The organism is Cryobacterium breve (assembly GCF_027594785.1).
In the GTDB taxonomy this organism is placed as follows: Bacteria; Actinomycetota; Actinomycetes; order Actinomycetales; family Microbacteriaceae; genus Cryobacterium; species Cryobacterium breve_A.
The window spans coordinates 1,949,039-1,972,793 of sequence record NZ_CP075584.1; the positions used below are offsets into that span (position 1 = coordinate 1,949,039).

At 69.8% G+C, this 23,755-nt stretch carries 22 protein-coding genes and 5 pseudogenes; 13 read left to right on the top strand and 14 right to left on the bottom strand.

Going from position 1 to position 23,755, the window contains the following annotated elements:
• Positions 1–46: 46 nt before the first annotated feature.
• From KIV56_RS09500 to KIV56_RS19715, 3 genes and pseudogenes are all read right to left on the bottom strand, one after another.
• A pseudogene (locus KIV56_RS09500) lies at positions 47–794 on the bottom strand (LuxR C-terminal-related transcriptional regulator).
• A complete protein-coding gene (locus KIV56_RS19710) occupies positions 791–1,453 on the bottom strand; it encodes a sensor histidine kinase (protein ID WP_348648529.1) in 663 nt (220 codons plus the stop codon). The pseudogene KIV56_RS09500 and the gene KIV56_RS19710 overlap by 4 nt, the downstream one beginning before the upstream one ends.
• 236 nt (positions 1,454–1,689) lie before the next feature.
• Positions 1,690–2,286 (bottom strand): PspC domain-containing protein, encoded by a 597-nt coding sequence (locus KIV56_RS19715; protein WP_348648530.1) that lies wholly within the window; start codon positions 2,284–2,286, stop codon positions 1,690–1,692.
• 112 nt (positions 2,287–2,398) lie between these two features.
• On the opposite strand from KIV56_RS19715, the gene KIV56_RS09510 reads away from it, so the two are divergent.
• Genes KIV56_RS09510 through KIV56_RS09520 form a run of 3 tightly spaced genes read left to right on the top strand, consistent with a single transcriptional unit; the run spans position 2,399 to position 5,004 of the window.
• Entirely contained in the window at positions 2,399–3,883 is a 1,485-nt protein-coding gene (locus KIV56_RS09510) for a PspC domain-containing protein (RefSeq protein WP_281536016.1), read from the top strand.
• Positions 3,880–4,116 carry a hypothetical protein gene (locus KIV56_RS09515; RefSeq protein ID WP_281536017.1) on the top strand — a complete coding sequence of 79 codons (237 nt, stop codon included), beginning with the start codon at positions 3,880–3,882 and terminating at the stop codon, positions 4,114–4,116. The genes KIV56_RS09510 and KIV56_RS09515 overlap by 4 nt, the downstream gene beginning before the upstream one ends.
• A gap of 9 nt (positions 4,117–4,125) precedes the next feature.
• Positions 4,126–5,004, top strand: a complete 879-nt coding sequence (locus tag KIV56_RS09520; protein WP_281536018.1) for a hypothetical protein — start codon at positions 4,126–4,128, stop codon at positions 5,002–5,004.
• Positions 5,005–5,332: 328 nt separating this feature from the next.
• Here the strand turns inward: KIV56_RS09520 and KIV56_RS19720 are convergent, their stop codons facing one another.
• The 4 genes and pseudogenes from KIV56_RS19720 to KIV56_RS09535 form a co-directional block, all read right to left on the bottom strand.
• Positions 5,333–5,767, bottom strand: a complete 435-nt coding sequence (locus KIV56_RS19720; RefSeq protein ID WP_348648555.1) for a hypothetical protein — start codon at positions 5,765–5,767, stop codon at positions 5,333–5,335.
• The gene (locus KIV56_RS09525; RefSeq protein ID WP_348648531.1) at positions 5,649–6,515 is read right to left on the bottom strand and encodes an FAD-binding protein; all 867 of its coding nucleotides are present in this window, start codon (positions 6,513–6,515) and stop codon (positions 5,649–5,651) included. The genes KIV56_RS19720 and KIV56_RS09525 overlap by 119 nt, the downstream gene beginning before the upstream one ends.
• A gap of 33 nt (positions 6,516–6,548) precedes the next feature.
• Positions 6,549–6,989, bottom strand: coding sequence for a MaoC family dehydratase (locus tag KIV56_RS09530; protein WP_281536019.1), 441 nt, complete (start codon positions 6,987–6,989; stop codon positions 6,549–6,551).
• Positions 6,986–7,433 (bottom strand): annotated as a pseudogene (locus KIV56_RS09535) (FAS1-like dehydratase domain-containing protein). Before KIV56_RS09535 ends, KIV56_RS09530 begins: the two are co-directional and overlap by 4 nt.
• A gap of 29 nt (positions 7,434–7,462) precedes the next feature.
• Here KIV56_RS09535 and KIV56_RS09540 point away from each other — a divergent pair.
• From KIV56_RS09540 to KIV56_RS09550, 3 genes are all read left to right on the top strand, one after another.
• Positions 7,463–7,912: a GNAT family N-acetyltransferase gene (locus KIV56_RS09540; RefSeq protein ID WP_281536020.1), complete on the top strand. Its 450-nt coding sequence runs from the start codon at positions 7,463–7,465 to the stop codon at positions 7,910–7,912.
• A gap of 184 nt (positions 7,913–8,096) precedes the next feature.
• A complete protein-coding gene (locus KIV56_RS09545) occupies positions 8,097–8,723 on the top strand; it encodes a HEAT repeat domain-containing protein (RefSeq protein ID WP_281536021.1) in 627 nt (208 codons plus the stop codon).
• Between the two features lie 69 nt (positions 8,724–8,792).
• Positions 8,793–9,560: an SGNH/GDSL hydrolase family protein gene (locus KIV56_RS09550; RefSeq protein ID WP_281536022.1), complete on the top strand. Its 768-nt coding sequence runs from the start codon at positions 8,793–8,795 to the stop codon at positions 9,558–9,560.
• Positions 9,561–9,732: 172 nt separating this feature from the next.
• On the opposite strand, the gene KIV56_RS19725 is transcribed toward KIV56_RS09550, so the two are convergent.
• From KIV56_RS19725 to KIV56_RS09560, 3 genes are read right to left on the bottom strand one after another with little or no spacing between them, the layout of a single operon-like run.
• Positions 9,733–10,002, bottom strand: coding sequence for a hypothetical protein (locus KIV56_RS19725; protein ID WP_348648532.1), 270 nt, complete (start codon positions 10,000–10,002; stop codon positions 9,733–9,735).
• On the bottom strand, positions 9,938–10,675 hold the full coding sequence (locus tag KIV56_RS09555; RefSeq protein WP_348648533.1) for a PfkB family carbohydrate kinase: 738 nt from the start codon (positions 10,673–10,675) through the stop codon (positions 9,938–9,940). Before KIV56_RS09555 ends, KIV56_RS19725 begins: the two co-directional genes overlap by 65 nt.
• Positions 10,672–11,667, bottom strand: a complete 996-nt coding sequence (locus KIV56_RS09560; protein WP_281536115.1) for a LacI family DNA-binding transcriptional regulator — start codon at positions 11,665–11,667, stop codon at positions 10,672–10,674. Before KIV56_RS09560 ends, KIV56_RS09555 begins: the two co-directional genes overlap by 4 nt.
• 187 nt (positions 11,668–11,854) lie before the next feature.
• Here KIV56_RS09560 and KIV56_RS09565 point away from each other — a divergent pair.
• The 7 genes and pseudogenes from KIV56_RS09565 (at position 11,855) to KIV56_RS09595 (ending at position 17,412) form a co-directional block, all read left to right on the top strand.
• Positions 11,855–12,953: pseudogene (locus tag KIV56_RS09565) on the top strand (substrate-binding domain-containing protein).
• A gap of 92 nt (positions 12,954–13,045) precedes the next feature.
• Positions 13,046–14,092: pseudogene (locus tag KIV56_RS09570) on the top strand (ABC transporter permease).
• Positions 14,089–14,896, top strand: a pseudogene (locus KIV56_RS09575) (ATP-binding cassette domain-containing protein). The pseudogenes KIV56_RS09570 and KIV56_RS09575 overlap by 4 nt, the downstream one beginning before the upstream one ends.
• Positions 14,893–15,219 (top strand): putative quinol monooxygenase, encoded by a 327-nt coding sequence (locus tag KIV56_RS09580; protein WP_281536024.1) that lies wholly within the window; start codon positions 14,893–14,895, stop codon positions 15,217–15,219. Before KIV56_RS09575 ends, KIV56_RS09580 begins: the two are co-directional and overlap by 4 nt.
• A gap of 71 nt (positions 15,220–15,290) precedes the next feature.
• Positions 15,291–15,968 carry a histidine phosphatase family protein gene (locus KIV56_RS09585; RefSeq protein WP_281536025.1) on the top strand — a complete coding sequence of 226 codons (678 nt, stop codon included), beginning with the start codon at positions 15,291–15,293 and terminating at the stop codon, positions 15,966–15,968.
• Between the two features lie 51 nt (positions 15,969–16,019).
• Positions 16,020–16,385: a protein kinase domain-containing protein gene (locus KIV56_RS09590; RefSeq protein WP_281536026.1), complete on the top strand. Its 366-nt coding sequence runs from the start codon at positions 16,020–16,022 to the stop codon at positions 16,383–16,385.
• The gene (locus KIV56_RS09595) at positions 16,357–17,412 is read left to right on the top strand and encodes a GAF domain-containing serine/threonine-protein kinase (protein WP_281536027.1); all 1,056 of its coding nucleotides are present in this window, start codon (positions 16,357–16,359) and stop codon (positions 17,410–17,412) included. The genes KIV56_RS09590 and KIV56_RS09595 overlap by 29 nt, the downstream gene beginning before the upstream one ends.
• Before the next feature lie 79 nt (positions 17,413–17,491).
• Here KIV56_RS09595 and KIV56_RS09600 read toward each other — a convergent pair whose 3' ends face one another.
• The 4 genes from KIV56_RS09600 to KIV56_RS09615 form a co-directional block, all read right to left on the bottom strand.
• Positions 17,492–18,472 (bottom strand): EamA family transporter, encoded by a 981-nt coding sequence (locus KIV56_RS09600; RefSeq protein ID WP_432432625.1) that lies wholly within the window; start codon positions 18,470–18,472, stop codon positions 17,492–17,494.
• A 188-nt stretch (positions 18,473–18,660) separates the two neighbouring features.
• Complete coding sequence (locus KIV56_RS09605; RefSeq protein ID WP_281536029.1) at positions 18,661–20,673, bottom strand: metalloregulator ArsR/SmtB family transcription factor; 2,013 nt, start codon at positions 20,671–20,673, stop codon at positions 18,661–18,663.
• 85 nt (positions 20,674–20,758) lie between these two features.
• A complete protein-coding gene (uxuA, locus tag KIV56_RS09610; RefSeq protein ID WP_281536030.1) occupies positions 20,759–23,512 on the bottom strand; it encodes a mannonate dehydratase in 2,754 nt (917 codons plus the stop codon).
• Positions 23,513–23,517: 5 nt separating this feature from the next.
• On the bottom strand, positions 23,518–23,646 hold the full coding sequence (locus KIV56_RS09615) for a hypothetical protein (RefSeq protein ID WP_255454104.1): 129 nt from the start codon (positions 23,644–23,646) through the stop codon (positions 23,518–23,520).
• Positions 23,647–23,755: the final 109 nt, after the last annotated feature.

A 23,755-nucleotide genomic window follows, 5' to 3' on the forward strand; every position in this document is an offset into this window, starting at 1 on the left:
CTCTCGGCGACCGTGCGGGCGGCGGGCGGATGCCGCGCTGGGGCAGCTAGAGCAGCTTGCGCTCGAGCGCCCAGGCGGTCAGTTCGTAGCGGGAGGAGAGCCTGCAGCTTGCGGAGCACCGCTGAGACGTGCGTCTCGACGGTCTTCGGCGAGATGAACAGGCTCCCGGCGACTTCCTTGTAGGTGTAGCCGCGGGCGATCAGCCGCATGACCTCCTGCTCCCGCGCGGAGAGGCGGTCGAGTTCTTCGGTCGTCTCGGCGGTCTCCCCGGCGACCGCACCGAACGCGTCGAGCACGAAGCCCGCGAGCCGGGGCGAGAATACCGCGTCGCCGTCGGCGACCCGGCGGGCGGCCTCGGAGACCTCGGCACCCGATGAGCTCTTGGTGATGTAGCCGCGGGCGCCCGCCCGGATCACCCGAACCACGTCGTCGGCGGCGTCGGAGACGCTCAGCGCGAGGAACAGGGTGTGCGGCGCCCGGTGTGCGGCGTCGTGGATGACCTCGCTGCCGCCGCCGCCGCGCCCGCCGGGCAGGTGCACGTCGAGCAGCACCACCCGCGGCTGCAGGGCGACCACGAGTTCGATCGCCTCGTCGACCGTCGCGGCCTCGCCGAGCACGTGGATGTCCGCGTCCAGTTCGGCGCGCAGGCCGGAGCGGAAGATCGAGTGGTCGTCGACGATCACGACGGGGAGCCCGGCGGTCGAGGCGGGGAGTGTGGGCGCGCTTCCGGGAGCGGTCCCGGGGCCTGTGCCGGGGTCTGTACCGGGGTCCGGGGTGCCATGCGGTTCGCTCATGAGCGGCTCCCGTCGGCATCCGCTTCGTCTGGCTGCACCGGCTCTGGCCGAACCAATTCGACGGAGATTGTGGAATTTTCGACCCGAATCGGGCCCGTGACGTGCGTTTTCATCAAAAAGTCCGTCGAATTGGTGAGGTCTGCGGGGGCGGATGCCGTGGGCAGGGTCAGCAGGATCTCCGTGCCGGCGCCGACGGGGCCGGGTCGCACGAGCGCGGTGCCGCCGAGGCGGCGCATCCGCCCGATGACGGACTCGCGGACGCCGTGCCGGTCGTCCGGCACATCCTCGAGCCGGAAGCCCGGTCCGCGGTCGGTCACGCTGAGGCTCACCGCGTTCGCCCCCGTCTCGAGGTAGACGGACACCGGGCCGCCGGAGTGCCGCGCCGCGTTGAGCATGGCCTCGCGCCCCGCGGCGAGCAGCCCCTCCGGTGCTGGGCCGAGGCTCGCGCCGGCGCTCACGATGTCGAACTGCACCGGGAAGTCGGCCTCGAGCTCCGCCGCGATCCGGCGGAGGGCGGTCGGGAGGTCGACGTCGGGGACGCCCTCGGCTCCGGCACCGGTGCCGCTGCCGCTGCCGCCCGCACCGGCATCCGCACCGGTGCCGAAGCCGGTCCCTGTCCCGGTGAAGAGCCACTCGCGCAGGCTCCCGTTCCTGGGCACGGGCGAGCCGGGCCGCGTCGCTCTGCGGCCCGGCCTTCTGCTGGATCAGTGCGAGCGTCTGCAGCACCGAATCGTGGAGATGGGCGGCGATCTCGGCGCGTTCGGCCTCGCGCGCTCGTCCCGCCCGCTCGTCGGCGAGGTCGCGGGAGAGTCGCACGAGCCAGGGCGCGATCACGACGACGACGCCGAGCAGCACCGAAGCGGAGGCGATCACGACCGTCCAGCCATCGGGGCTGTCACTCGTGACGAAGAACAACAGGATGCCGACGGCGACGAGCACGAGGGGCGCCGAGCGCGCGCACGAGCAGAGCGGACGAGTGCTGCTCCGACCCATCGCGGATGTCCGCGAACTGCCGCCAGGCCAGCGCGGTCCCCGAGAGCACGACGATCGCGGGGATGACGACGGCGAGCGGGATGTCGGCGCCGAGCCGGCTGGCGACGAGGGTGAGCCCGGCGGCGAGAAGGGCGAGCCCGAGCAGAATCTCCGTGATCGGAGCCGACCGGGCCGACAACGCGGCGGCGGCTGTCCGCTCGGCCGCGACATCCGCCGGACCGCCTGAACCCGTGCCGGAAGTACCGGAGTGCCCGGGCGCCGGCCGCGCGAGGCTCGCCTTGGGGAGTTCGGCCGCCCCGAACCGAGCCGGGTTGGCCGTCTCGGTCGGCGTCGTCACCCAGAGCCAGGCGTAGAGCAGCGCACCGGCCCCGCCGGCGAGGACGAGCAGCAGCGTCGCGGAGCGCACCACGGTCACGGACAACCCGGTGTGCTCAGCGAACCCCGCGCAAACGCCGGCGATGATCCGCTGGCGCGGCCGGGTCATCCGCTCGGTTCTCATGTCTTCATCCAAGCACCCCGAAGGCCGCCCCGATCCGGTGCGGCCAGATCTCAGGGTCCGTTCAGGGTTCTCCCCCATAGCAACGCGCCGGCGCGAGTGGTTGAGTCGAGTTATGACCGATCAACCGCGTAATCCGACATACCCGGCCGGCCCGGGTCCGTCGGGTCCAGACCAGCTCACCCGTTTCTTCGACTGGATCCGCCGCAGCGGCATGGTCCGCGGCGCGGACCGTTGGTTCGCCGGGGTCTGCGGCGCCATCGCCGGCCGCACCGGCCTCGACCCGAGGATCGTGCGCGGCATCGCGTTCGTGCTCGCCGTGCTCGGGGCGCCCGTGCTCTTCGTCTATGCGGTGGGCTGGGCGCTGCTCCCCAACGCGCTCGGCCGCATCCATGCCGAAGAGGCGCTCCGCGGCCGCTTCGAGCCCGCCATGATCGGGATCGGCGCCGTTCTCCTGCTCACCATCGTGCCGTTCACGCGCGGTTTCTGGTGGGACGGCCCACCCGCCGCCTGGGGCATGCCCGGCTGGCTGAGCACGTCGCTGAGCGCAGCGTGGGGCCTCGCGGTCGTTGCCGGCATCGTCTGGCTCGTGCTCTATCTCGTGCGCCGCAGTCAGGGCGGCGGTTCCGGCGGCGGAAACAGCGGCGGCTACGGTTCCGGCGGTGGTTCCGGGTACAGTCCCGGTCCGGGATCCGGTTCGGGTTCCGGCGCGCGCCCGCGTCCCACCTCGGGGTACGGCTCGGCAGCGGATGCCGGTGCGACCCCGCCCGCGCCCGGCGCACCCCCTGCACCTCCCGCTCCGCCCGCGCCCGGGGGCACGACCTCCGCGGGCACGGCCGGCCCGGCAGGGGCGGCCGGCTTCGCACCGCAATCGTCGTGGACGGCGTCGCCATCCGCAACCGAGAACCCGTACCGGGCCGACTACCGGAACCGGAACGGGATCCCGCCGGCGGCGCCGGGGACGTACCCGGCGGCATCCGCTTACCCGGGCGGCCCGGGCACTCCCGCGGCCGCCGCGTACGCAGCGAACGCCGCGAGCGCGACGGCCGCGAACCAGGCCTGGCAGGAGCAGAACCGGGCGCGCTCCGAACAGAACCGTGCCTGGCGCGAGCAGAACCTCGCCTGGCAGGAGCGCCAGCGCCAGCGTCGGGCCGAACGCTCCGCCTGGCGCCGCGGCCGCCGCCCGAGTGCCGCCCTGTCGGCGATCACCCTCGGGTTCGCGCTGCTCGCCGGGGCGATCGTCGCATTCCTCTACGCGCACGGGGTCTGGTCGAACTCCGCGTTCGTGCTCGGCCTCGCCGTCGCCCTCGGCGTCGCGGCGATCGGGATGATCGTGTCCGGAATCCGCGGGCGCGAGAGCGGGGCGCTCGGCGGGCTCGCGTTCCTCGCGGCGCTCACCCTCGTCGCACTCGGCTGGATGCCGCAGGGCACCCAGTTCGCCTTCGCCGGCACGCACGACTGGGCCGTGCCGTCCTCCTCTGCCGGGGCTCCCCCGGCTACGCGATGTTCGCAGGCACGCCGACCGTCGACCTCACCGCCCTCGACGACGCTCCGGCACGGGACGCCCGCACGATCGACGTGTGGCTCGGATTCGGCGTGACGACACTCGTGCTGCCGAGCGACCGTCCCGTCGAGGTCGAGGTCAACCTCCTCGCCGGCGTCGTGTCGACGGGCGGGGAATCACGCGACCCCCAGCGCGCCGGCGTCTTCATCCGCGACGTGCGCATCGTCAACGGCACGGATGCCCGGGCCGTCACCCACGTTCGGGTCTGGTCGTTCGCCGGCCAGGTCGACCTCACCCAGTCCGGCGCCCGCGTCGGCACTGCACGCTAGGAGTCCGCCATGACCGATCCCGTCACCCCGCCCACAGGCTCTGGCCGTCCCGCCGATTCCGACGTGTCGACCGCGACCGCGACCGCCTCCGGCTCCGGCTCCGGCTCCCCCGATATCGCCGAATCGACCGAATCCGCCGCAGCCGCGACCGTCGAATCGTCCGAGACCGCCGCATCGATCGAGCCCGCCCGGTCGCCCGAGTCCGCAGCGTCACCCGAAACCGCCGAATCGTCAAAGTCCACCGCGGCCGCCGAGACTGCCGTGCTCCCCGTCAACGCGACCATTCCATTCCCGATCTCGGAGGCCGATACGGAAGTACTCCCGTTCGAGTCCGGCTCCGCCGCATCCGGACCGACGACCTCAGCCGATTCGACCGAGACCGCCGTCCTGCCGGCCGACGTCACGGCCGCATCGACCGCAGAGACCGATGTGCTCCCGTTCGGGACGATGGACCGTTCAGGCCTCGCCGAGACCGCCGTGCTCCCGGCCGAGCCGGTCATTCCGGAGTTCACTGCTTTCGCCGCGCCGCGGGAACCCGCTGTACCCCTGGCCCCGAGCGCCGCTGCGGATGCGAGCGCGGGTGCGACCCCTCCGTCCGGATCGCCGACGCCGCCGCCCGCACCTCCGGCACCGACCGCACCCGCTTACGCGGCTCCGGGCGCGAGTGCCCCGGAGACGTGGCCGGCGGCGCCGGCGCGGCGGCGGCATCCGCTCTTCGGCACGATCTTCTGGGGAACGGTGATGCTCGCCTTCTCGGGCTTCATCATCTACCGCACGCTCGTGCCCGGCGAGACCGACCCCGCGCTCTGGCTGCTCGGCGGCGTGATCCTGATGGGACTCGTGCTCATCGTCGCGGGGATCGCCGCGGCCGCTCGCCGCGCGACCTGACCGGCCCCGGCATCGGTCCGACGGCGTCGCGCTATCGCTGCGAGGCGCGAGCGCGGGAGTTGCGCCGCAACGCGGGTGGTCCACCACCCGCGCACCGGCGCAATACCAGCGCTCGGCACGATCGACGCGCGGCCCCTCCTCGAGCGCGGGTGTTGCGCCCGGCAGGACCCAAGGAACAGGCCGGGGCAGCGAGCCCCGGGCAACTCGCCCGTCGGTTGAGCGTCCCTCCCCGTCCCGCGCGCCAGTTCCGCCGCTACGCTGCCGGAATGCCTGGCGCGGCGCGACGCGGCGCAATTGGCGCGTGAAAGCGGATGCCGCGAAACCGGAGCTACAGGCCGAGGCCGACGAGCACGGGCTCCGGCTGCAGGATGACGCCGAACTCCGCCTGCACGCGCTGCTGCACGAAGCGGGCGAGCTGGGCGATCTCCTCGCCGCTCGCGCCGCCGGTGTTCGTCAGGGCGAGGGTGTGCTTGCTCGACACCGCCGCACGGGACCCGGGCAACCGGAACCCGCGGGAGATGCCGGCATGCTCGATGAGCCAGGCCGCGCTGAGCTTGACGAGCGGAACCACCGGGACCGCGCCGGGCACGGGGCCGATTCCGTAGTAGTCGTCGAGCGGGATCACCCGGTCGGGCAGCTCGGGGTCATTCAGCGGCCAGCGCGGCGCGGACTCCGGCAGGGTCCGCGAGAAGCTCAGGGAGACGATCGGGTTCGTGAAGAACGAGCCGGCGCTCGTCGCATCCGGGTCGCCCGGTTTGAGCAGCATCCCCTTCGCGGCACGTAACCGCAGCACGGTCGTGCGCACGTCCGCGAGCGGCACCCGGTCGCCGAGGTGCACGCCGAGGGCATCCGCGAGCTGGGGGAAGGCGAGGGGCCGGCTGAGCGACCCTCCGAGAACGGATGCCTCGGCCGCGGTGTCCCACAGGCTCCAGTTCGACCGCCACGACGACGCCACGGAGCCCGTGTTTGAGCAGGGAGGTGCGGTACCCGAGTTCGAGTTCGGCGGCGGGGATGCGGCGCCGTTCGCCGCTCTCGTAGTCGAGGAAGTCGATCGCGACAAGGCTGTTGGCGAGTTCCTGGCCGTATGCGCCGATATTCTGCACCGGCGCGGCCCCGGTCGAGCCGGGAATTCCGGAGAGTGCCTCGATCCCCGACCAGCCCTGCGCGACGGTGTGGGCGACGAGGTCGTCCCAGGGTTCGCCGGCCTGCACGCGCAGGACCACGCGGTCGGCGGAGCGCTCGACCGTGATGCCGCGGGTCAGTACCCGCACGACGGTACCGTCGAATTCGGTGTCCGCCGCGACGGTGTTCGAGCCGCCGCCGAGCAGCAGCCAGTCCTCGCCCGACGCCCAGACATCCAGGGCGGTGTCGACGAGGTCGTCCTCTGTCTCCGCAGCAAGCAACAACCGGGGTCGCCCGCCGGTTCGGATCGTGGTGAGTTCGGCGAACGTCGTCGGCGCGGCATCCGCCGGCTCGGCGCCGGCCCCCGCGCTCGCGTCAGAGACCGGCATAGCAGCAGCAGAACCAGCGTCAGTCATGGGCACCTAGGCGAGCGAGACGCGTGCCTGCGCCTTGCCGAGGACGGTCTGGCCGTTCGCGGTGACCGTGAGGTCGATGCGCACGATGCCGGCATCCGCTTCGATGCGGCCGACCTTCGCAATCACGGACACGACGGCGCCGAGCACGCGGTCGACGAGCACCGGGCGGGTGAAACGCACCTGGTAGTCGACGACGCGGGCGGGGTCGCCGGCCCAGTCGACGACCGGCTGCACGGCGAGGCCCATCGTCAGCATGCCGTGGGCGAGCACGCCGGGCAGGCCGACGGAGACGGCGACGTCGTCGCGGTAGTGAATGGCGTTGAAGTCACCGGATGCCCCGGCATACCGCACGAGGGAATCGCGCGTCAGCGGGAAGAGGCCGGTGGCGACGATCTGGCCGAGGGTGAGCTCATCGAGTGCGGGCGTGGCCGCGGGTTCCTGGGTCATTCGTCTCCCCTGACGACGAGGATGGATGTCGCGGTGACGACGTGGGCGCCGGTCGCGTCGACGACGCGGGATTCCGCGGTGACCATCGAGTGGCCGCCGAGGCTCTTCACGCTTGCGACGGAGAGGGTCGCTGTCAGTTCGTCGCCGGCGACGATCGGACGGCTGAACGTGAAGCGCTGCTCACCGTGGACCACGCGGCTGAAGTCGATCCCGCCGTCGGGCTCGGCGAGGAGCCTGGGCGAGGGTGGCTTCCTGGACGACGACCGCGAAGGTCGGCGGGGCGACGACGTCGGCGTATCCGGCCGCACGGGCGGCCGCTGGGTCGTGGTTGATCGGGTTGCGCGCGAAGACGGCACGGGAGAACTCCCGCACCTTCTCCCGACCGACGAGATAAGGGGCGACGGGCGGGAAGACCCGGCCCTGCAGTTCGGGGTTGACAGACACAGGAGGAGTTTACCGGGCAGACTGGATCAGTGGAATTTGAACGCGTACGCCTGACCGACCCCGATGTGGTCGCCCTCCTTGTCGACCTGAGCCGCGAGTATGTGCTGCGCTACGGCGGCGGCGACGATGTTCTCGACGACGATGCCGCGGACTTCGAGGCTCCCCGGGGCGGCTTCATCGTGCTGCGTGACGGGGGCGTGACCGTCGCGGGCGGCGGCATCCGTCGGTTCGATGCCGGCACCGCCGAGGTGAAACGGCTGTGGACCAGCCCGGACCACCGCCGGAAGGGCTATGCCGCCGCGGTGCTCGGCGCGCTCGAAGACCTCGCCCGCGAGCTCGGCTACTCCCGACTGCGCCTCGAAACGGGCTACAAGCAGCCGGAGGCCCTCGCCATGTACCGCAGCCTCGGCTACACCGAGATCGGCAACTACGGCGTCTACGAGCACGCGACCGGCTTCGAGCGGACCCTCGCCCCCTAACCGGGCCGCCGCGCCGCCGCCCGCGTCCGACCCCGCCCCGGGGTTGTCCCCGCGAGAGCGCACTTTTGGCCCTTTAAACCACCCGCTTAAGGGCCAAAAGTGCGCTCTCGCGGAAGGAGGAGAAGGAGCCGACGCGCGCGGGCAGTGGCCCTGCGACTCCCCGGGCAGTACCGTGGGGAGTGCTATGCATAACAAATTAGAGCCACACCCCGACCTTCCCATCGACCTTCCGACGGCCGAGCGCATCCACGCGGCCGTCGAGCACTACGGCGAGACCGCGGTGGTCGACAGTTCCGTGGCCCTGTTGCGCGCCAAGAACGCCGGCAAGGACTTCCTCCTCTACGCCGGAGGTCGTCACGCGCTCGGCATCCTCGAGGGTGCACCCGCGCTGTACTGGCCCGAGCTGTGGGGCGCACGTGCGCTGCTCTACGTCTGGGGCGAGTCCGCCGCGCCGTACATCGTCGTCGGCCTGAACAACCAGGCCTGGCGGGTGCGCGAGATGTGCGCCCGCGTCGTCCAGCTGCGCGAACTTCAGGTCGCCCCGAAGCTCGTGCGTCTCACGACGGACGAGGTGCCGCGCGTGCGCGCCGCCGCCCTGCACGCGCTCGCCGCCCAGGGCACGGAGGAGAACCTCCCCACGATCGTGCAGCGCCTGCGCGACCCCGACAAGGAGGTGCGCCGCGCCGCCCAGCAGGCCCGCGATGTGCTTCAGGAACGCTGGCAGCTCTCCCGCGACCCGAACCAGGGCGAGGAACAGACCCACGGCACGAAGCACAGCCACGGAACGAAGCACGCCCACCCCGAGCGCTGAGCCCCGCCGCGGGCGGGTAACATCGCGCTGGTGACGGATGCGGGGACGCCCGCAGCAACAGGGGGTCGGATGTATCAGCGCTTCATCGCCATCGGCGACAGCTTCACTGAGGGAGTCGGCGACGAACTCCCCGATGGGCGGCTGCGCGGCTGGGCCGACCTCGTCGCGCTCGGGCTCGCCGCGGCATCCGCTGCCCCGGTCTCGTACGCGAACCTCGCCGTCCGTGGCCGTCTGCTCGGCCCGATCGTCGCCGAACAGCTCGAACCCGCGCTCGTCCAGGCGCCCGACCTGCTCTCCATCTGCGGCGGCGGCAACGACATGATGCGCCCGCGCGTGGAGATCTCCCGCGTGGTCGGTCTGATGGGCGAGGTCGTCGACGCCGGCCTCGCGCGCGGCGCGCACGTTCTCGTGCTGAGCGGCGGCAACCCTTCGAAGCAGCTCCCCCTCGGCGCGCTCATGCAGCGCCGCGGTGACCAGCTCGCCGAGGCCGCCCGTGCGGCATTCACCCGGCCCGGCGTCACGCTCGTCGACAACTGGGCGGATGCCCGTCTCACCGATACCCGGTACTGGTCGGCGGACAAGCTGCACCTGAACGCGAGCGGGCACACCCTGATCGCGTCCAACGTGCTCACGGCTCTCGGCGTGCCGGTTCCCGCGGAGTGGTCGGGCGCGGATGCGTCGGGAGCTCCGACGGCCCCTCCGGCCCAGCGGATGCGCACCGCGGCCTACTACCGCGGCTACGTGCTGCCGTGGATCGGGCGGCGCCTGACCGGGAAGTCCTCAGGCGACGGCCGCGAGCCCAAGATTCCGCTCCTCACGGCCGTCGACCCCGCCTGAACGACCCCCGCACGCCCTGAGGTGTCGCATATCAACGTTCCTGAGCCCCGGGAACGTCGATCTGCGACACCTCACGAGGCCCACCACCCACGCGCTGAAGTGTCGCATATCCACGTTCCTGTGCGCCGGGAACGTCGATCTGCGACACCTCACGGCCGCTCGGCGGCGCGGCTCAGAGGGCTGGCGGCACGCGGAGCAGGGCTCCCTCCGAGCGGCAGGTCGCGGCCGCGATGCGCATGGCGCTCGCGAGCAGCTGCTGCCAGCCAGCGGCATCCGTCGGGACGCCGTCGCTGAGGAAGGTCTGCACGCTCGAGGCCAGGGTCGCGTCGCCGCCGCCCATGGTGTCGACGACCGTGCCGGGCAAGGACGCGATCGGCTCACTCACGAGCAGGCCGTCGTCGGTTTTGATCGAGGCGCCCGCGCGGCCAGCGGTCGCGAGCACGTGGTGCGTTCCGCTCGCGACGAGGCGCTCGCGCAACTCCTCGAGGCTGCTGCCGTAGAGGAGCCTCCGCGTCCTCGTCGCCGACCTTGGTCAGCAGGCTGCGTGCCGCGGCGCGCTCGAAGTTCTCCACGAAGCGGGCCTTGTCGTGGAGCATCCCGGCCCGCGGGTTCGGGTCGATCACGAGGCGATGCTCGCCGTCACCGACCGCGGCGAGGAACTCATCCGTCTGCGCGGTGTCGTCGAACGGGAAGCAGCTCACGACGACGAGCGGCGCGGCGTCGAGGGCGGCCCGTTCCCGGGGACCGAACTCGATGCGCCGCTTCTGCGCGGCCTCGTTGAAGGCGTACCGCGGCTCACCGTCGGTGCGGTCCGAGGTCGCCCGGGAGCTCCCGAACGGTCCGGGCGTCGCTATCAGTTCCACGTCGTAGGTGGCGATGAAGTCGCGGAGCACGGCGCCGTCTGCGTCGTCTCCGACCATCGCGATCAGGGTCGTCGGAATGCCGAGGACGGCGAGGCCGACGGCGACGTTGAGCGCCGCCCCACCGGGGAATTCCTGCACAGAGTCGGGCTCGCGCATCTCGTCGATGAGCGCGTCGCCCACGACGACGACGCGCGGGCGGGTCACCTCGTCACCTGCACGCTCGGTTCCTGGCGCAGACTGGTCTTCTGTCATTTCGGTCTCATCTCCCCTGATCCGCGAGTGATCAGCTCGGTTGGTACAACATAGGTTCTCCCGGCGGAGCGGTCTCCGTCGAGTCGGGCAAAGATCCGTGCGGCGGCGAGCCGCCCGATCTCATACGGGTTCTGCGCGACGACCGTGACGCCCGGTTCGAGCAGGTCGGCCAAAGGCACGTCATCGAAGCCGACGAGCGCAACGGTGTGGTGCGCGCCCCGCTCACGCAGGCCGCGCACCGCACCGATCGTAATCAGGTTCTGGCTGCTGAACACGGCGGTCGGCGGATGCTCCGACTCGAGCAACGCGATCAGCGCACGGTTCGCGGCGTCTTCGTCGTGCAGGCCGGTGATGACCGGGATGTCCGCGGTCGCGACCCCGGCCCGCCCGAGTTCCTCGAGGAATCCTCTGCGGCGTTCCTGGGCCGTCTGGATGTCCGTCCGGTCGCCGAGGAAGGCGATTCGCCGGTGCCCATACGAGAGCAGATGCCGCGTCGCGGCCGCCGCTCCCGCCGCATTGTCGCTCACGACGACATCCGCCTGGACACCCGCGGGCTCTCGGTCGACGAACACCAGCGGCGTCCCGCGGCGAAGTTCTGGCAACAGGTAGCCCTGGCTCTTCGACACGGTCGTGAGGATGAGGCCGTCGACACGACGGCGCAGGAATGCGGACACCGCCACTTCTTCACGGTCGGGGTCGTCGTCGAGGCTCGACGCGAAGACCGCAACACCGCGGGCGCTCGCGAGGTCCTCGATGGCGCGGTGCATCGCACCGGAGAACGGGTTGCCGACGCTGCCGACGAGCAGACCGAGGGTGCTGCTGCGGCCGTCTGCCCTGCGCAGGTTGCCCGCGTGCAGGTCCGGGTGGAAATCCAGGCTCTCGGCCGCGGCACGCACCCGGGCTACGGTGGCCGGCGACACGTTCGGTTCACCGTTGATCACCCGGGAGACGGTCTTCACACCCACCCCGGCGAGCGCCGCAACGTTCTTCATCGTGGGGCGGGCACGCGGATCGACGGCGTCGACCGGGCTCGCCGCCCAGTCCTCCGGTCCTGACATCGATGTCACAGTTTGGTCTCCGCCTCACGATTGCACTTGACCTTATTACATTCTGCACTGAGGATGATCACTGACATCGTTGTCAGGGAGCACCCTCCCCCTACCAAGAGGAGATTCAAAGATGAATCGCACGACCACACCTTCCACCGTCAAGCGGATGATTGCAGCCGCTTCGGTCGCCACGCTCGCCACGATCGGCTTCGCCGGTTGTTCCTCGAACGCCTCGAGCAGGCTCCACCACGGGGGCCGCGTCCGGCCCGATCGGCGTCTCGCTCATCGTCAAGACCACCACCAACCCGTTCTTCGTCGCCATGGAAGACGGCGCCAAGAAGGCCGCAGACGCGGCCGGCGTCACCCTGACCCTCGCGGCGGGCAAGGCCGACGGCGACGAGGCGAGCCAGATCACCGCCGTCGAGAACGCCATCTCCAAGGGCGACAAGGGCATCCTGATCACCCCGACCGGCCCGAGCGTGGAGGACGCGCTCGTCAAGGCCCGCGCCGCCGGCCTCTTCGTGATCGCCCTGGACACGCCGCCGACGAACAAGGATTCCGTCGACATCACCTTCGCGACCGACAACTACCTCGCCGGCCAGGACATCGGCAAGTGGACCGCCGCGAAGCTCGCCGGGCAGAAGGCCACCATCGCCATGCTCGACCTCTTCGGCGACAAGATCGTCTCCGTCGACGTCAACCGCGACCAGGGATTCCTCGACGGGATGGGCATCAACACGGCCGACAAGGCCAAGAACGGCGACGAAGCCAAAACCGGCACCTACAGCGGCGGCGACTACGAAATCGTCGGCAATGAGCCCACGAACGGCGCGGAGGACGGCGGACGCACCGCGGCCGAGACGCTCCTGAGCAAGAACCCGAACATCAACGTCGTCTACACGATCAACGAGCCCGCAGCATACGGCGCGTACCAGGCCTTCAAGGCCGCCGGCAAGACCGACATGATCGTGGTCTCGATCGATGGCGGCTGCGCGGGCGTCAAGCAGGTCAAGGACGGCATCATCGGCGCGACCGCCCAGCAGTACCCGGTGAAGATGGCCGAACTCGGCGTGCAGGCGATCGTCGACCTCATCAACAAGGGAGCAAAGCCGACCACCAGCCCCGGCCTCGACTTCTACAACACGGGTGTCGCGCTCGTGACGGACGCCCCGCAGACCGGGGTCGACTCGATCGACACGACGAAGGCATCCGGCATCTGCTGGGGCTAGCCAGAACCACTACCGCTCCCGTGGGGTGCCGAGAATCGATTCCGGCATCCCACGGGGTCTTACCGTAGGCGTTTAGGAAACCGGAGCCCATCGTGACCCAACCCACCCAAACCGCGCACCCGGCAACGGGCGCGCACGACCTCGCCGAGGAATTCCTCGACCGCACCACTCCCCTCAGCCGGCTGCGCGGCGTCATGCACCGTTACCCGGCGATCAGCCCGGCCGTCGTGCTCGTCATCGCGATCATCGTGTTCGGTATGCTCAACGAGCGGTTCCTCAACCCGGCGAACCTCTCCCTGATCACCCAGCAGGTCGCCGTCGTCGGCACCCTCGCGATCGCCCAGACGCTGATCATCCTCACCGCGGGCATCGACCTCTCCGTCGGCGCCGTGATGGTGCTCAGGCTCGATGGTGATCGCCCAGTTCACGGTCCAGAACGGCCTCTCGCCCATCCTGGGCCTGCTCGCCGGACTTCTCGTCGCTCTCGCGGCCGGGGCCCTCAACGGGTTCCTCGTGACGCGGCTGCGCCTCCCCCGTTCATCGTCACCCTCGGCACCCTCAACGTCTTCGTCGCCCTCACGCTGCTCTACTCGAACGGCGCGACGGTTCGTGGCGGCGACATGCCCGACCTGCTGACCTGGACAGGGACGACGTTCTCCGTCGGCGGGGTGAACTTCACGATGGGCGTGCTGCTCATGCTTGTGCTCTACATCGTGATCGCCTTCATCCTCTCCCAGACCGCATGGGGCAGGCACGTCTACGCCGTCGGCGACGACAAGGAGGCTGCCCGCCTGGCCGGCATCAGCGTCAGCCGGGTGCTGATGAGCGTCTACCTCGCCGCCGGTGCCATCCTCGCGATCGGCGCGTGGATCCAGATCGGACGCAGCAACGCCGCCTCGCCCAACGCGGGCACCGACCTCAACCTCGACTCGATCACCGCCGTCGTCATCGGCGGCACGAGCCTCTTCGGCGGCCGCGGCACCATCTGGGGAACCCTGCTCGGCGCCCTCATCGTCGGCGTCTTCCGCAACGGGCTCTCCCTCGCCGGCCTCGACGTGCTCTGGCAGACCTTCGCTGTCGGCGTGCTCATCGTTCTCGCCGTCTCCGTCGACCAGTGGATTCGAAAGGTACGCAAATGACCCTCATCGACGACAGCGCGGCTGCGGCCGGCGCACCGGCACCACTGCGCACGCCCATCCTCACGGCGACGAAGCTCGTCAAGACCTACGGCCGCGTCGTCGGCCTCGACGGGGTCAGCCTTGAGGCTCTACCCCGGAGAGGTCCTCGCGATCATCGGCGACAACGGCGCGGGCAAGTCCACCCTGATCAAGTGCCTGACCGGCGCCGAGGTTGCCGACGAGGGCGAGATCACCCTCGACGGCAAGCCCGTGCAGTTCAAGCGGCCGCAGGACGCACACGCCGCCGGCATCGAGACGGTCTACCAGACCCTCGCCGTTTCCCCGGCCCTCGACGTGGCGTCGAACCTGTTCCTCGGCCGCGAGCTGCGGCGCGCGGGCCTGCTCGGCTCGGTGTTCCGCATGGTCGACAAGAAGGGCATGCGCAAGCGCGCGCGGCAGGAGCTGGCCGACCTCGGCATCAGCACCCTGCAGGACGTGACCGTCGCGGTCGAGAACCTCTCCGGCGGCCAACGCCAGGCCGTCGCCGTCGCGCGCGCGGCGGCGTTCGGTTCCAAGGTCGTCGTCCTCGACGAGCCGACGGCGGCGCTCGGCGTCCGGGAATCGAACCAGGTCCTCCAGCTCGTGAAGAACCTGCGCGAGCGCGGCATCCCGGTCATCCTGATCAGCCACAATATGCCGCACGTGTTCGAGGTCGCCGACCGCATCCACATCCAGCGTCTCGGCAAATGCGCCGCGACGATCACGCCACAATCACATTCCATGACGGACGCCGTCGCAATCATGACAGGGGCCCGCAAGGCATGAGCACCACTCCCTCCCAGGTTCCCGGAGAGCCGGTCGCCCTCTACGCCGAGTTCACGGCCCTCCCCGGCCGTGAGGACGAGGTCGCAGCCCTGCTCTCCGAGCTCACGGTCGACGTGCGCCGGGAGCCGGGCAACCTGGCCTTCGACCCGCACCGCCGGGCCTCGAACCCGCGGGAGTTCTTCGTCTACGAGGTCTATCGCGATGCAGAGGCATTCCAGGCGCACATCACGGCACCTTACGGGGCCGTGTTCAACGGCGCGCTCGGCGACCTGATCGAGGGCGACGGCTCCGTGCTGACCTGGCTCACGCCGCTCCCGGCCTGATTTCCGCGACAGCCGAACGTTGGGCATCCTAGAAGCGGATGCCCGACGACTCGGCGTCCCGAAAGGTAGCCATGCGCCTCATCCTGATCCGACACGGCCAGACGGTGTCCAATGTCGGTGGTCTCCTCGACACCGCGCACCCCGGCGCCGACCTCACGCCACTCGGTCGTGAGCAGGCCGGGAACCTCGTGGCCGCCCTCGCGACGGTCACGATCGACGCTCTCTACGTCTCCACCCTCGTGCGCACCCAGCAGACGGCGGAACCACTCGCGGTAGCACGGGGCCTCGAGGCCCGCGTCCGCGGCGACATCCGCGAGGTCAGCGCGGGCCACCTCGAGGGGCGTCACGACCGGGCCGCCGTCGACGCGTACTGCACGACGTTCCTGGCCTGGGCGAACGGCGACCTCGACACCGTGATGCCCGGAGGAGAGTCCGGCAGGGACACCTTCGCCCGGTTCGACCGGGTCGTGACGGAGGCCGACGATCTCGGGCTCGAGACCGTCGCCTTCGTCAGCCACGGAGCGATCCTGCGCGCCTGGACGGGGTACTCCTGCAGCAACCTGCACGCCGGCTACGTGACGGACAATCAGCTCAGCAATACCGGAACAATCGTCGTGACCGGATCACCTCTCGAGGGATGGACTGCAGAAAGCTGGATCGGCAGCATGCTCCCCGTGGGGCAGGGAAGCGCGGCGAACGCGTCCGGACCAGCCGGGCAACCCGGACTGCTTGCGGAACGGGGGTTCTGACCCCCTCATTCGGGCCCGGTCATCCCCTATACTCGGGTCACAGGGAGCCTGATGACCGCGAAACCCACTGGCCCGCTCGGCCATCGATACCAGCTCAAGGAGCTGATCGGAAGCGGCGGCATGGCCTCCGTCTACCGTGCGACCGACGACCGGCTGGGCCGGGATGTCGCGATCAAGGTCTTCCGGACCGTCGCCATCGAACAGGGCGACATCGAGCGCCAGCAGGCCGAGATCAACGTGCTTGCGAGCCTGAGCCACCACAGCCTCGTGACGCTCTTCGACGTCGGCGTACACACAGCGTCGCCGGAACGGCGCCAGATCTTCCTCGTGATGGGAGCTCATCGACGGCGCCGACCTTCGGGACCGGCTGCTCGAGGGCCCGTTGTCCGTGCGGAACATCGCCCAGATCGGCTATGACCTCGCCGAAGGGCTTGATTACATCCACGGGCGCGGCATCGTGCACCGCGACATCAAGCCGGCGAACATCCTCCTCGCGCAGTACAGCAGCCGGTTCCGGGCCCGCGCCAAACTGACTGATTTCGGCATTGCGCTGTCACCGGCGAGTGCGCGCCTCACGGAGGGCGGAGCGACGTCGGGGACGGCGGCGTACCTCAGCCCGGAGCAGGCCCAGGGCGATGAGGTCGGACCTCCCAGCGACATCTACTCGCTCGGGCTGGTCTTGTTGGAGTGTTTCACGAGGGAACTGGCCTTCCCCGGTCAGCCGGTGCCCGCCGCGGTCGCACGCCTGCTGCGCGACCCCGGGATTCCAGCGTCGATGTCGCCGGCCTGGCGCGACCTGCTGTCGACGATGCTCGCGCGGAATCCCGCCGACCGCCCCGAGATCGGCGAGGTCGTGCTCGCGCTCCGCCAGGCCGTCATCACGGAAACGGGCAGGCACCGCGGCGACGGCCAGGTTCCCCTCTCGACCGACGAGGCCGAGCGGATGGCGGCCGTCGCGCGCCTGGACATCCTCGACACCCCGCCCGACGACACCTTCGACCGGATCACCGCGCTCGCCGCCAGGATCTTCTCCGTGCCGATCGCGATCGTGAGCATCGTCGACCACGACCGCATCTGGTTCAAGTCCCATCCCGGCCTCGACCTCGAGCAGATCTCCCGAGACCCGGGCCTGTGCTCCTCTGCGATCATGCAGGAAGGCCCCTGGGTGATCGAAGATGCGCGCACGGATACCCGTGCGCTCACGAATCCCCTGGTCTCCGGCGGTTTCGGCCTGCAGTTCTACGCGGGAGTCCCGCTGCGCACCCGGGACGGGTTCAACCTGGGCACCCTGTGCGTGCTCGATTTCGAACCGAGAACCGTGACGGATGCCGAGATCGAGACCCTGCGCGACCTCGCCGCCCTGGTCATGAACGAACTGGAGCTGCGGCTCGAGTACGGCAGGGACCTCACCCGGCCGGCTGCGGCATCCGCTTCAGCGGGCTGACGACCTCGGCCCGCCGGGACCCGACCCGCACGGGCAGCCTGATCTCCGCGAACGCTGAGGGCGACCGCGGGAACCGTGATCAGGACGGCGCTGAGGACGAGGCCCGCCGGGTCATCGTGAGGATCCCGAGTCCGGCCACGAGCAGAACGACGCCGACGACGGTGGCCGGCGTGAAGTCCTCGTGCAGCACGAACACGCCGAGTGCGGTCGCGGTCACCGGTTCGACGAGCGTGAGCGTCGACACCTGGGATGCCGACAGGCCCCGCAATCCGCGCGCGAACAGGGTGTATGCGAGGGCCGTCGTCACGACCGCGAGCCACGCGGCCGTCGCCAGCCCGGCCGGTTGGGCGAGCCAGGCCGGGTTGCTCGCGAGAAGCACGGGCAGCATCAGCGCCGCGGCCGCACCGAACGTTGCGCCCATCGCTGTCGCGGGCGACCAGCCGCGATCGAGAAGCAGCTTGGTGCTCAGCGTGTACACCGCGTAGGACGCGGCCGCACCGAGTGAGCCAGCGATCCCGAGCGCGGTCACGGGGCTGCCTCCCCCGCTGAACAGCCCGGAGAGTGCGGCCACCCCGGTCGCCGCAACGAACGTCGCACACGCCCAGCGGAAGCCAGGGGGCCGGCGGAACCAGCCCCACTCGAGCAGCCCCGTGAGCACGGGAGCCGATCCGAGGGCGACGAGTGTGCCGACCGCGACCCCGTTCTGCGCGGTCCCGGTGAAGAAAGCCGGCTGGTACGCGGCAACGCCTGCCGCGCCGAGGAGCACGAGCGCCACGCTCGACCCGCGCGGCCGGCTCCTGACCCGGCCCGGCTCGCGACGGCTGCCAGTATCCCCTGCGCCGTCGCGGACTGCCGCGGCCGACCGCCTCCGGCGTTCCGTGAGCGCGACCGCGAATGCGAGGATCGCCAGGAGCGCGCCACCGAACACGATGCGCGCCGCGCCGAGGGAGGTCGCACTCGCCTGGGCTCCGCCGAGGGCGCCGAGGGCCTGGGCGGTGCCCGTCGTGCCGAAGCAGACGGCCGCGAGCACGATCAGCCACCTGGAAGCCCGCACGGTCATAGGTCATTGTTCCATGCCGAAACCGCCGCCCGCGGGGTGCGCCCGGAGCGGGCGAGAACAGTTATGTCGGAGAAAATCGCGACTCGCGGCATCCGCCGCCCGGGATGACGGCGTGTCGCGAAAACCTCCGACTTTGCGACGGTCGGCCCGACGCGCGGACACCCGAGCGCCCGGATGGAGGCTCTTCCTCAGGTGGTGGCTGGCGGCATCCGGTCGAGGTCGGCGAGAAGGGCCCGGACCCGCGCCTCGATGTCGTCGCGAATCGCCCGGACGCCCTCCATCGGGAGCCCGACCGGGTCGGCGAGGTCCCAGTCGAGGTACGTGCGGCCGGGATACACCGGGCACGCATCTCCGCAGCCCATCGTGATCACGTAGTCCGCCGCCCGGACGACCTCGTCCGTCAACGGCTTGGGGTATTCGCCGGCGAGGGGAACGCCGATCTCGTCGAGCGCGGCGACGACCATCGGATTGACCCGGCCGGCCGGGGCCGACCCTGCCGTCAGGACCCGCACGCGCTCCCCGGCGAGCGACCGCAGAATGGCCGAGGCGAGCTGGGATCGTCCCGCGTTCTGAACGCAGACGAACAGCACCTCCGGAACGTCGGGAGCACCCGGAATGCCCGGCGCGTCTGTCCCGAGGCGATCGTCCGTTGCGGTCCCACCGTCTGCCGCGGCCAGCGACCGCAGCCGGTCGCCGGCGAAGCGCGCCGTGAATGAGGGAAGGTAGCGGGTGATCTTCGCCTGCCGGGCGAGGAGTTCGTAGCTCTCCTGCACGTACCGTTCGACGGTTTCGTGCGAGAACGTGCCGCGGAACCGGGTCGCGAGGTCGTCGGCAATGCGAGCCAGCACGGGCACCGCCACGACGGCAGCGATCGTGTCGTCGTCGTTCCTGGTCGTCTCGAGGACGTCCCCCACCCGCTCGGGCACGACCGAGTACCAGACCTGGCGCCCGACCTGGTCCCTGGCGAGCAAGCCCTCCTCGGTCATGATGCGCATGTGGTGACTGACGGTCGGCTGGCTCAGCCCGAGCGCCGTGGCGAGTTCGCCGACGAGTGCCCGGCCGTCCGGCCGACCGACGATCATGCCGAGAAGCTGCACCCGGGTGGGATCGGCCATCGCGCGCAGGCTCCGGGCGATGTCCTCGGCTGCCGCGCGGTCGAGCGGCCGCAACGCGTCCTCAGTAGCTTCGGCGGGGTCGGTTCGCATAGACGTGAGTCTATGCGAACGGGCAGCGGATGCCCGGGCGGCCCGGTGCGCTGTCTCACCGCCGCCCCGCGCGCCACTTCCGCCGCTTCGCGCCCGCTGCGCCACCGCGTCACGAGCCAACGCGCCACTTCCGCAGCTTCGCGCCCGCTGCGCCACCGCGTCACGAGCCAACGCGCCACTTCCGCCGCTTCGCGCCAGGCGTGCCTGGCGCGAAGCGGCGGAACGGGCGCGCGACTTGGGAGGCGCGGCCCGGTGCGCCCCCGGCCGGGTACCTGGGTCGAGCCCTAGTGGGACGGGTCGAGGGTGAACAGGCTCCGGGTTGGTCTGCCGCACCGCGGCGATGTCGTTGAAGACCCGACGCAGGTGCTCCCGCATGGCGCTCGCGGCAGCATCCCCATCGCCAGCGGCGAGCGAGTCGGTGATGACCTGATGCTGGTCGATCAGCACGCTCATCCCGGTGAAGGAGAGCGACAGGTGCCGCGCCCTGTCGAGGTGCGCCTTGGCCTGGGCGACGGTCCGCCAGGCGGAGCCGTGGCCGCTGATGCCCATCAGGGTCGCGTGGAATTCCTCGTCGAGGGTGAAGAATCCGGACTGGGTCTTGCGGCTGTCCGCGATTCGCTGCGCGTCGATGATCGCGTTGAGTTCGGCGATGTCGTCGGGCGTCACCCGGGCGACGGACTCGTTCAGCGCCGCGAGCTCGAGCGACTCACGCACGAACTGGGCCGTTTCGATCTCCGAGAGCAGGATCGGCGCGACGAGCGTGCCGACCTGGGGGACCACGAAGACGAGTTGCTCCTCGGCGAGGAGGATGAGGCTCTCGCGGATCGGGGTGCGCGACAACCCGAGCTGGCCGGCGAGCTCGTTCTCGGAGAGCCGGGTGCCGGGGGCCAGGTCGAGAGTGATGATCTTCTGGCGGATGATCTCGAGGGCGTGCGTGCGGGCGTTGCGCCGTGTGGTCGCGGGCCTGGCCCGAATCGCTCCCGAATCCATCGTCATCTTTCTAGTATGGGGCGCTGGTGTTCTTGCATGGTACGGCGCAGTCGGGCAGGCGCGGCAGTCCGGGCCCGCCCGACCAGACGACTCAGGCCTTGGAGCCCTTGTCGATGGCTTCCCACAGCCCGTTCAGGTACGCGATTCCGAGCGCACGGTCGTACAGGCCGTATCCCGGGCGTCCGGTCTCTCCCCAGATCATCCGGCCGTGGTCCGGACGGATGTACCCGTCGAAGCCGACGTCGTGGAAGGCCTTCATGATCTCGTAGATGTCGAGCGAACCCATCTCCGAGAGGTGCGCGGCCTCCTCGAAGTTGTCGTTGCCGAGGTGCTTGATGTTGCGCACGTGGGCGAACGGCACGCGGTCGCGTCCCGCGAAATAGCGGATGAGCGCGGGAACGTCGTTTTCCGGATTCTCGCCGAGGCTGCCGGTGCAGAGGGTCAGCGCGTTGTGCGGGCTGTCCACCATCTCGACGATGGCCTTGAGGTCGTCGAAGTTCTTCACGATCCGGGGCAGGCCGAAGATCGGGCGGGGCGGGTCGTCCGGGTGGATGGCCATCTTGATGTCGTACTTCTCGCAGGTCGGGATGATCGCCTCGAGGAAGTACCGCAGGTTGTCGGAGAGCTTCTGCTCGTCGACATCCGCGTACTGGGCGAACAGGGCCTTGAGGCCCTTCATGCGCTCGGGCTCCCAGCCCGGCATGACGTAGCCGTTCGAGTCGCCCTCGACCGATGCGGCCATGCCCTCGGGGTCCATGGTGTCCACGATCGACTGGTCGTAGGCCATCGTCGTCGAACCGTCGGGAAGCGTCCTGGCCAGCTCGGTGCGCACCCAGTCGAAGACCGGCATGAAGTTGTAGCAGATGACCTTGATGCCGAACTCGGAGAGGTTCCTGATGGTCTCCTTGTAGTTCTCGATGTACTGGTCGCGGCTCGGGAGCCCGATCTTGATGTCGTCGTGGATGTTGACGCTCTCGATGACCTCGAGGCTCATCCCGGCTTCTTCGATCTGTGCTTTCAGCTGAGCGATCTTGGCCTTGGGCCACACCTCGCCGACCGGGACGTCATAGAGGGCGCCGACGACACCCTGGACGCCCGGAATCTGCCGTACCTGCCCGAGCGTGATCTTGTCGTCGTCAGGTCCGAACCACCGAAATGTCATTTGCATGATGCTGTCTCCTCTGTGTTGCTTGTGGTGCCGTTGCTTGTGGTGCTTGTGGTGCTTGTGCTTGTGCTTGTGGTGCTCGCGTACTTGTGCAGCGTGCTCCGGACCGCTCCCGGGCCCGCGACGAGTTCTTCGACGTACCCCTCGATCCGCGCACCGAGTCCGGTGTCGTACAGGTTCAGTCCGAAGATCTCCCGGTTGGAGAGGATCGGATGCAGCCGCCTGCCGACGCTCGCCGGGTCGCCGAGACTGATGTCGCTCACGTACCGGCGCAGGTGCTCGTTCATCGGGTCCGGGCTCAGGCTCGAACGGCTCTCCCTCGTCGTCGAGTGCCAGCAGATAGCGGCACCAGCCGGCGATCGCGAGCGGAATGAAGGTCAGATCGTCGACGGTGTCGGTGTTGCGGTAGAGCTTGATCGTCTCGCCGAAGCGGATGCCGACCTTCTGCGAGGTGTCGGAGGCGATCCTCTGCGGGGTGTCCGGAATGCGTTTGTTCGGCAGCCGTTCCCCCACGACCTGGTCGAGGAAGCTCTTCGGGTCGATAATGCCGGGGTTCGTCACGACCGGGAGCCCCTCGCGGTAGCCGATCCCCGCGATCAGGGCCGAAATGTCGGCGTCTGCGGTCTCGTCGGCGATCGACGTGAAGCCCAGCAGGCATCCGTAGATCGCCATGGCCGTGTGCAGCGGATTGAGGCACGTGCACACCTTCATGCGTTCGACCTTGTTGACGGTGTCGCGGTCGGTGAAGTACACCCCGGCCTTCTCGAGCGGCGGACGGCCGTTCGGGAAGGTGTCCTCGACGACGAGGTAGTTGACTTCCTCAGTGTTGACGAAGGGCGCCGTCGTCGTGTGCTTCAGCGTGACGAGAATCTCGGTGTCGCCGAATCCCGCCGCCCGCAGCTCGCTCGCGACGGAGGCCGAGGGGCTCGGGGTGATCCGGTCGATCATGCTCCAGGGGAACGCGACCTTCGCCGGGTCGGAGAGGTAGCTGAGGAACCCGTCATCGACGAAGCCCCGGTCCTTCCAGGCACGGGCGACCACGAGGATCGCGTCGCGGAGCTTTTCGCCGTTGTGCGAGAAGTTGTCGGTGCTGACCATCGCGATCGGGGTCGCGCCGGCCCTGTAGCGCTCGAGGAGGAGCGACGCGAGGTGCGCCATGGTGTGCCGCGCGTGGTCCGGGCCCGCCTCGATGTCCCCCAGCACGAGCCCGGAGAGCTCGCCGTCCGGACCCTTCAGGTTGTAGCCCTTCTCGGTGATCGTGACCGTGGCGAGCTGCAGGCTCGGGTTGGCGAAGATCGCCCTGACCCGTGCCGTGCCTGCCGGGTTCGACTCCGCGAGGTACTGGCTCTCAGTGATGCTCGCGATCAGTTCCTTCTCGATATCACCGTTCGCATTCATCACGACGGTCAGGGAGAGGTTGTCGCGACCCTGGTAGATCGTCTCGATCAGTTCGTCGTCGTAGGTGTCGACGACGACGATGCCGGTGTCGCTCTCGCCGGCGTTGAGCAGTCGCTGCTGCAGCGAGGCGTGCAGGCAGCGGAACAGGTTGCCGCCGCCGAAGTGGATCCAGGCCGGGTTCGCCGTGGTGGCTCGCGTGACCGCGGCGCGGTCGAAGTGCGGCACGGTGATGCCGGCCGCTTCGAATGCGGCGAGGTTCTGAATGGTTTCGGTCGTGAGCATCAGCATCAGTTCTTGGCTCCCGCCGTTGTCAGTTCGACCTGGATCTGCTCGAGCGTCTTGCCCTTATTCTCCGGGACGAGCTTGTACGTGCCGGCGTGCGCTTTGGGTTGTGCTGGTGCGTGTGCGACGGTCATTGTCGCCACCTTCCTGGGGATGGAGCTCTTCCTGAGACGGATGGTCCCTGGTTGCGTTGACTACTACCATACTAGTAATCAACGCGGACGATACTCACGTTCAGCCCCA

Bases quoted from the DNA above. Each gene is read 5' to 3' on its own strand.
- KIV56_RS19715 (WP_348648530.1), bottom strand. From the start codon at position 2,286: ATGAGAACCGAGCGGATGACCCGGCCGCGCCAGCGGATCATCGCCGGC.
- KIV56_RS09510 (WP_281536016.1), top strand. From the start codon at position 2,399: ATGACCGATCAACCGCGTAATCCGACATACCCGGCCGGCCCGGGTCCG.
- KIV56_RS09520 (WP_281536018.1), top strand. From the start codon at position 4,126: ATGACCGATCCCGTCACCCCGCCCACAGGCTCTGGCCGTCCCGCCGAT.
- KIV56_RS09525 (WP_348648531.1), bottom strand. From the start codon at position 6,515: ATGCCGGTCTCTGACGCGAGCGCGGGGGCCGGCGCCGAGCCGGCGGAT.
- KIV56_RS09530 (WP_281536019.1), bottom strand. From the start codon at position 6,989: ATGACCCAGGAACCCGCGGCCACGCCCGCACTCGATGAGCTCACCCTC.
- KIV56_RS09545 (WP_281536021.1), top strand. From the start codon at position 8,097: ATGCATAACAAATTAGAGCCACACCCCGACCTTCCCATCGACCTTCCG.
- KIV56_RS09550 (WP_281536022.1), top strand. From the start codon at position 8,793: ATGTATCAGCGCTTCATCGCCATCGGCGACAGCTTCACTGAGGGAGTC.
- KIV56_RS09555 (WP_348648533.1), bottom strand. From the start codon at position 10,675: ATGACAGAAGACCAGTCTGCGCCAGGAACCGAGCGTGCAGGTGACGAG.
- KIV56_RS09560 (WP_281536115.1), bottom strand. From the start codon at position 11,667: ATGAAGAACGTTGCGGCGCTCGCCGGGGTGGGTGTGAAGACCGTCTCC.
- KIV56_RS09580 (WP_281536024.1), top strand. From the start codon at position 14,893: ATGAGCACCACTCCCTCCCAGGTTCCCGGAGAGCCGGTCGCCCTCTAC.
- KIV56_RS09585 (WP_281536025.1), top strand. From the start codon at position 15,291: ATGCGCCTCATCCTGATCCGACACGGCCAGACGGTGTCCAATGTCGGT.
- KIV56_RS09590 (WP_281536026.1), top strand. From the start codon at position 16,020: ATGACCGCGAAACCCACTGGCCCGCTCGGCCATCGATACCAGCTCAAG.
- KIV56_RS09600 (WP_432432625.1), bottom strand. From the start codon at position 18,472: ATGACCGTGCGGGCTTCCAGGTGGCTGATCGTGCTCGCGGCCGTCTGC.
- KIV56_RS09605 (WP_281536029.1), bottom strand. From the start codon at position 20,673: ATGACGATGGATTCGGGAGCGATTCGGGCCAGGCCCGCGACCACACGG.
- uxuA (WP_281536030.1), bottom strand. From the start codon at position 23,512: ATGCTCACGACCGAAACCATTCAGAACCTCGCCGCATTCGAAGCGGCC.
- KIV56_RS09615 (WP_255454104.1), bottom strand. From the start codon at position 23,646: ATGACCGTCGCACACGCACCAGCACAACCCAAAGCGCACGCCGGCACG.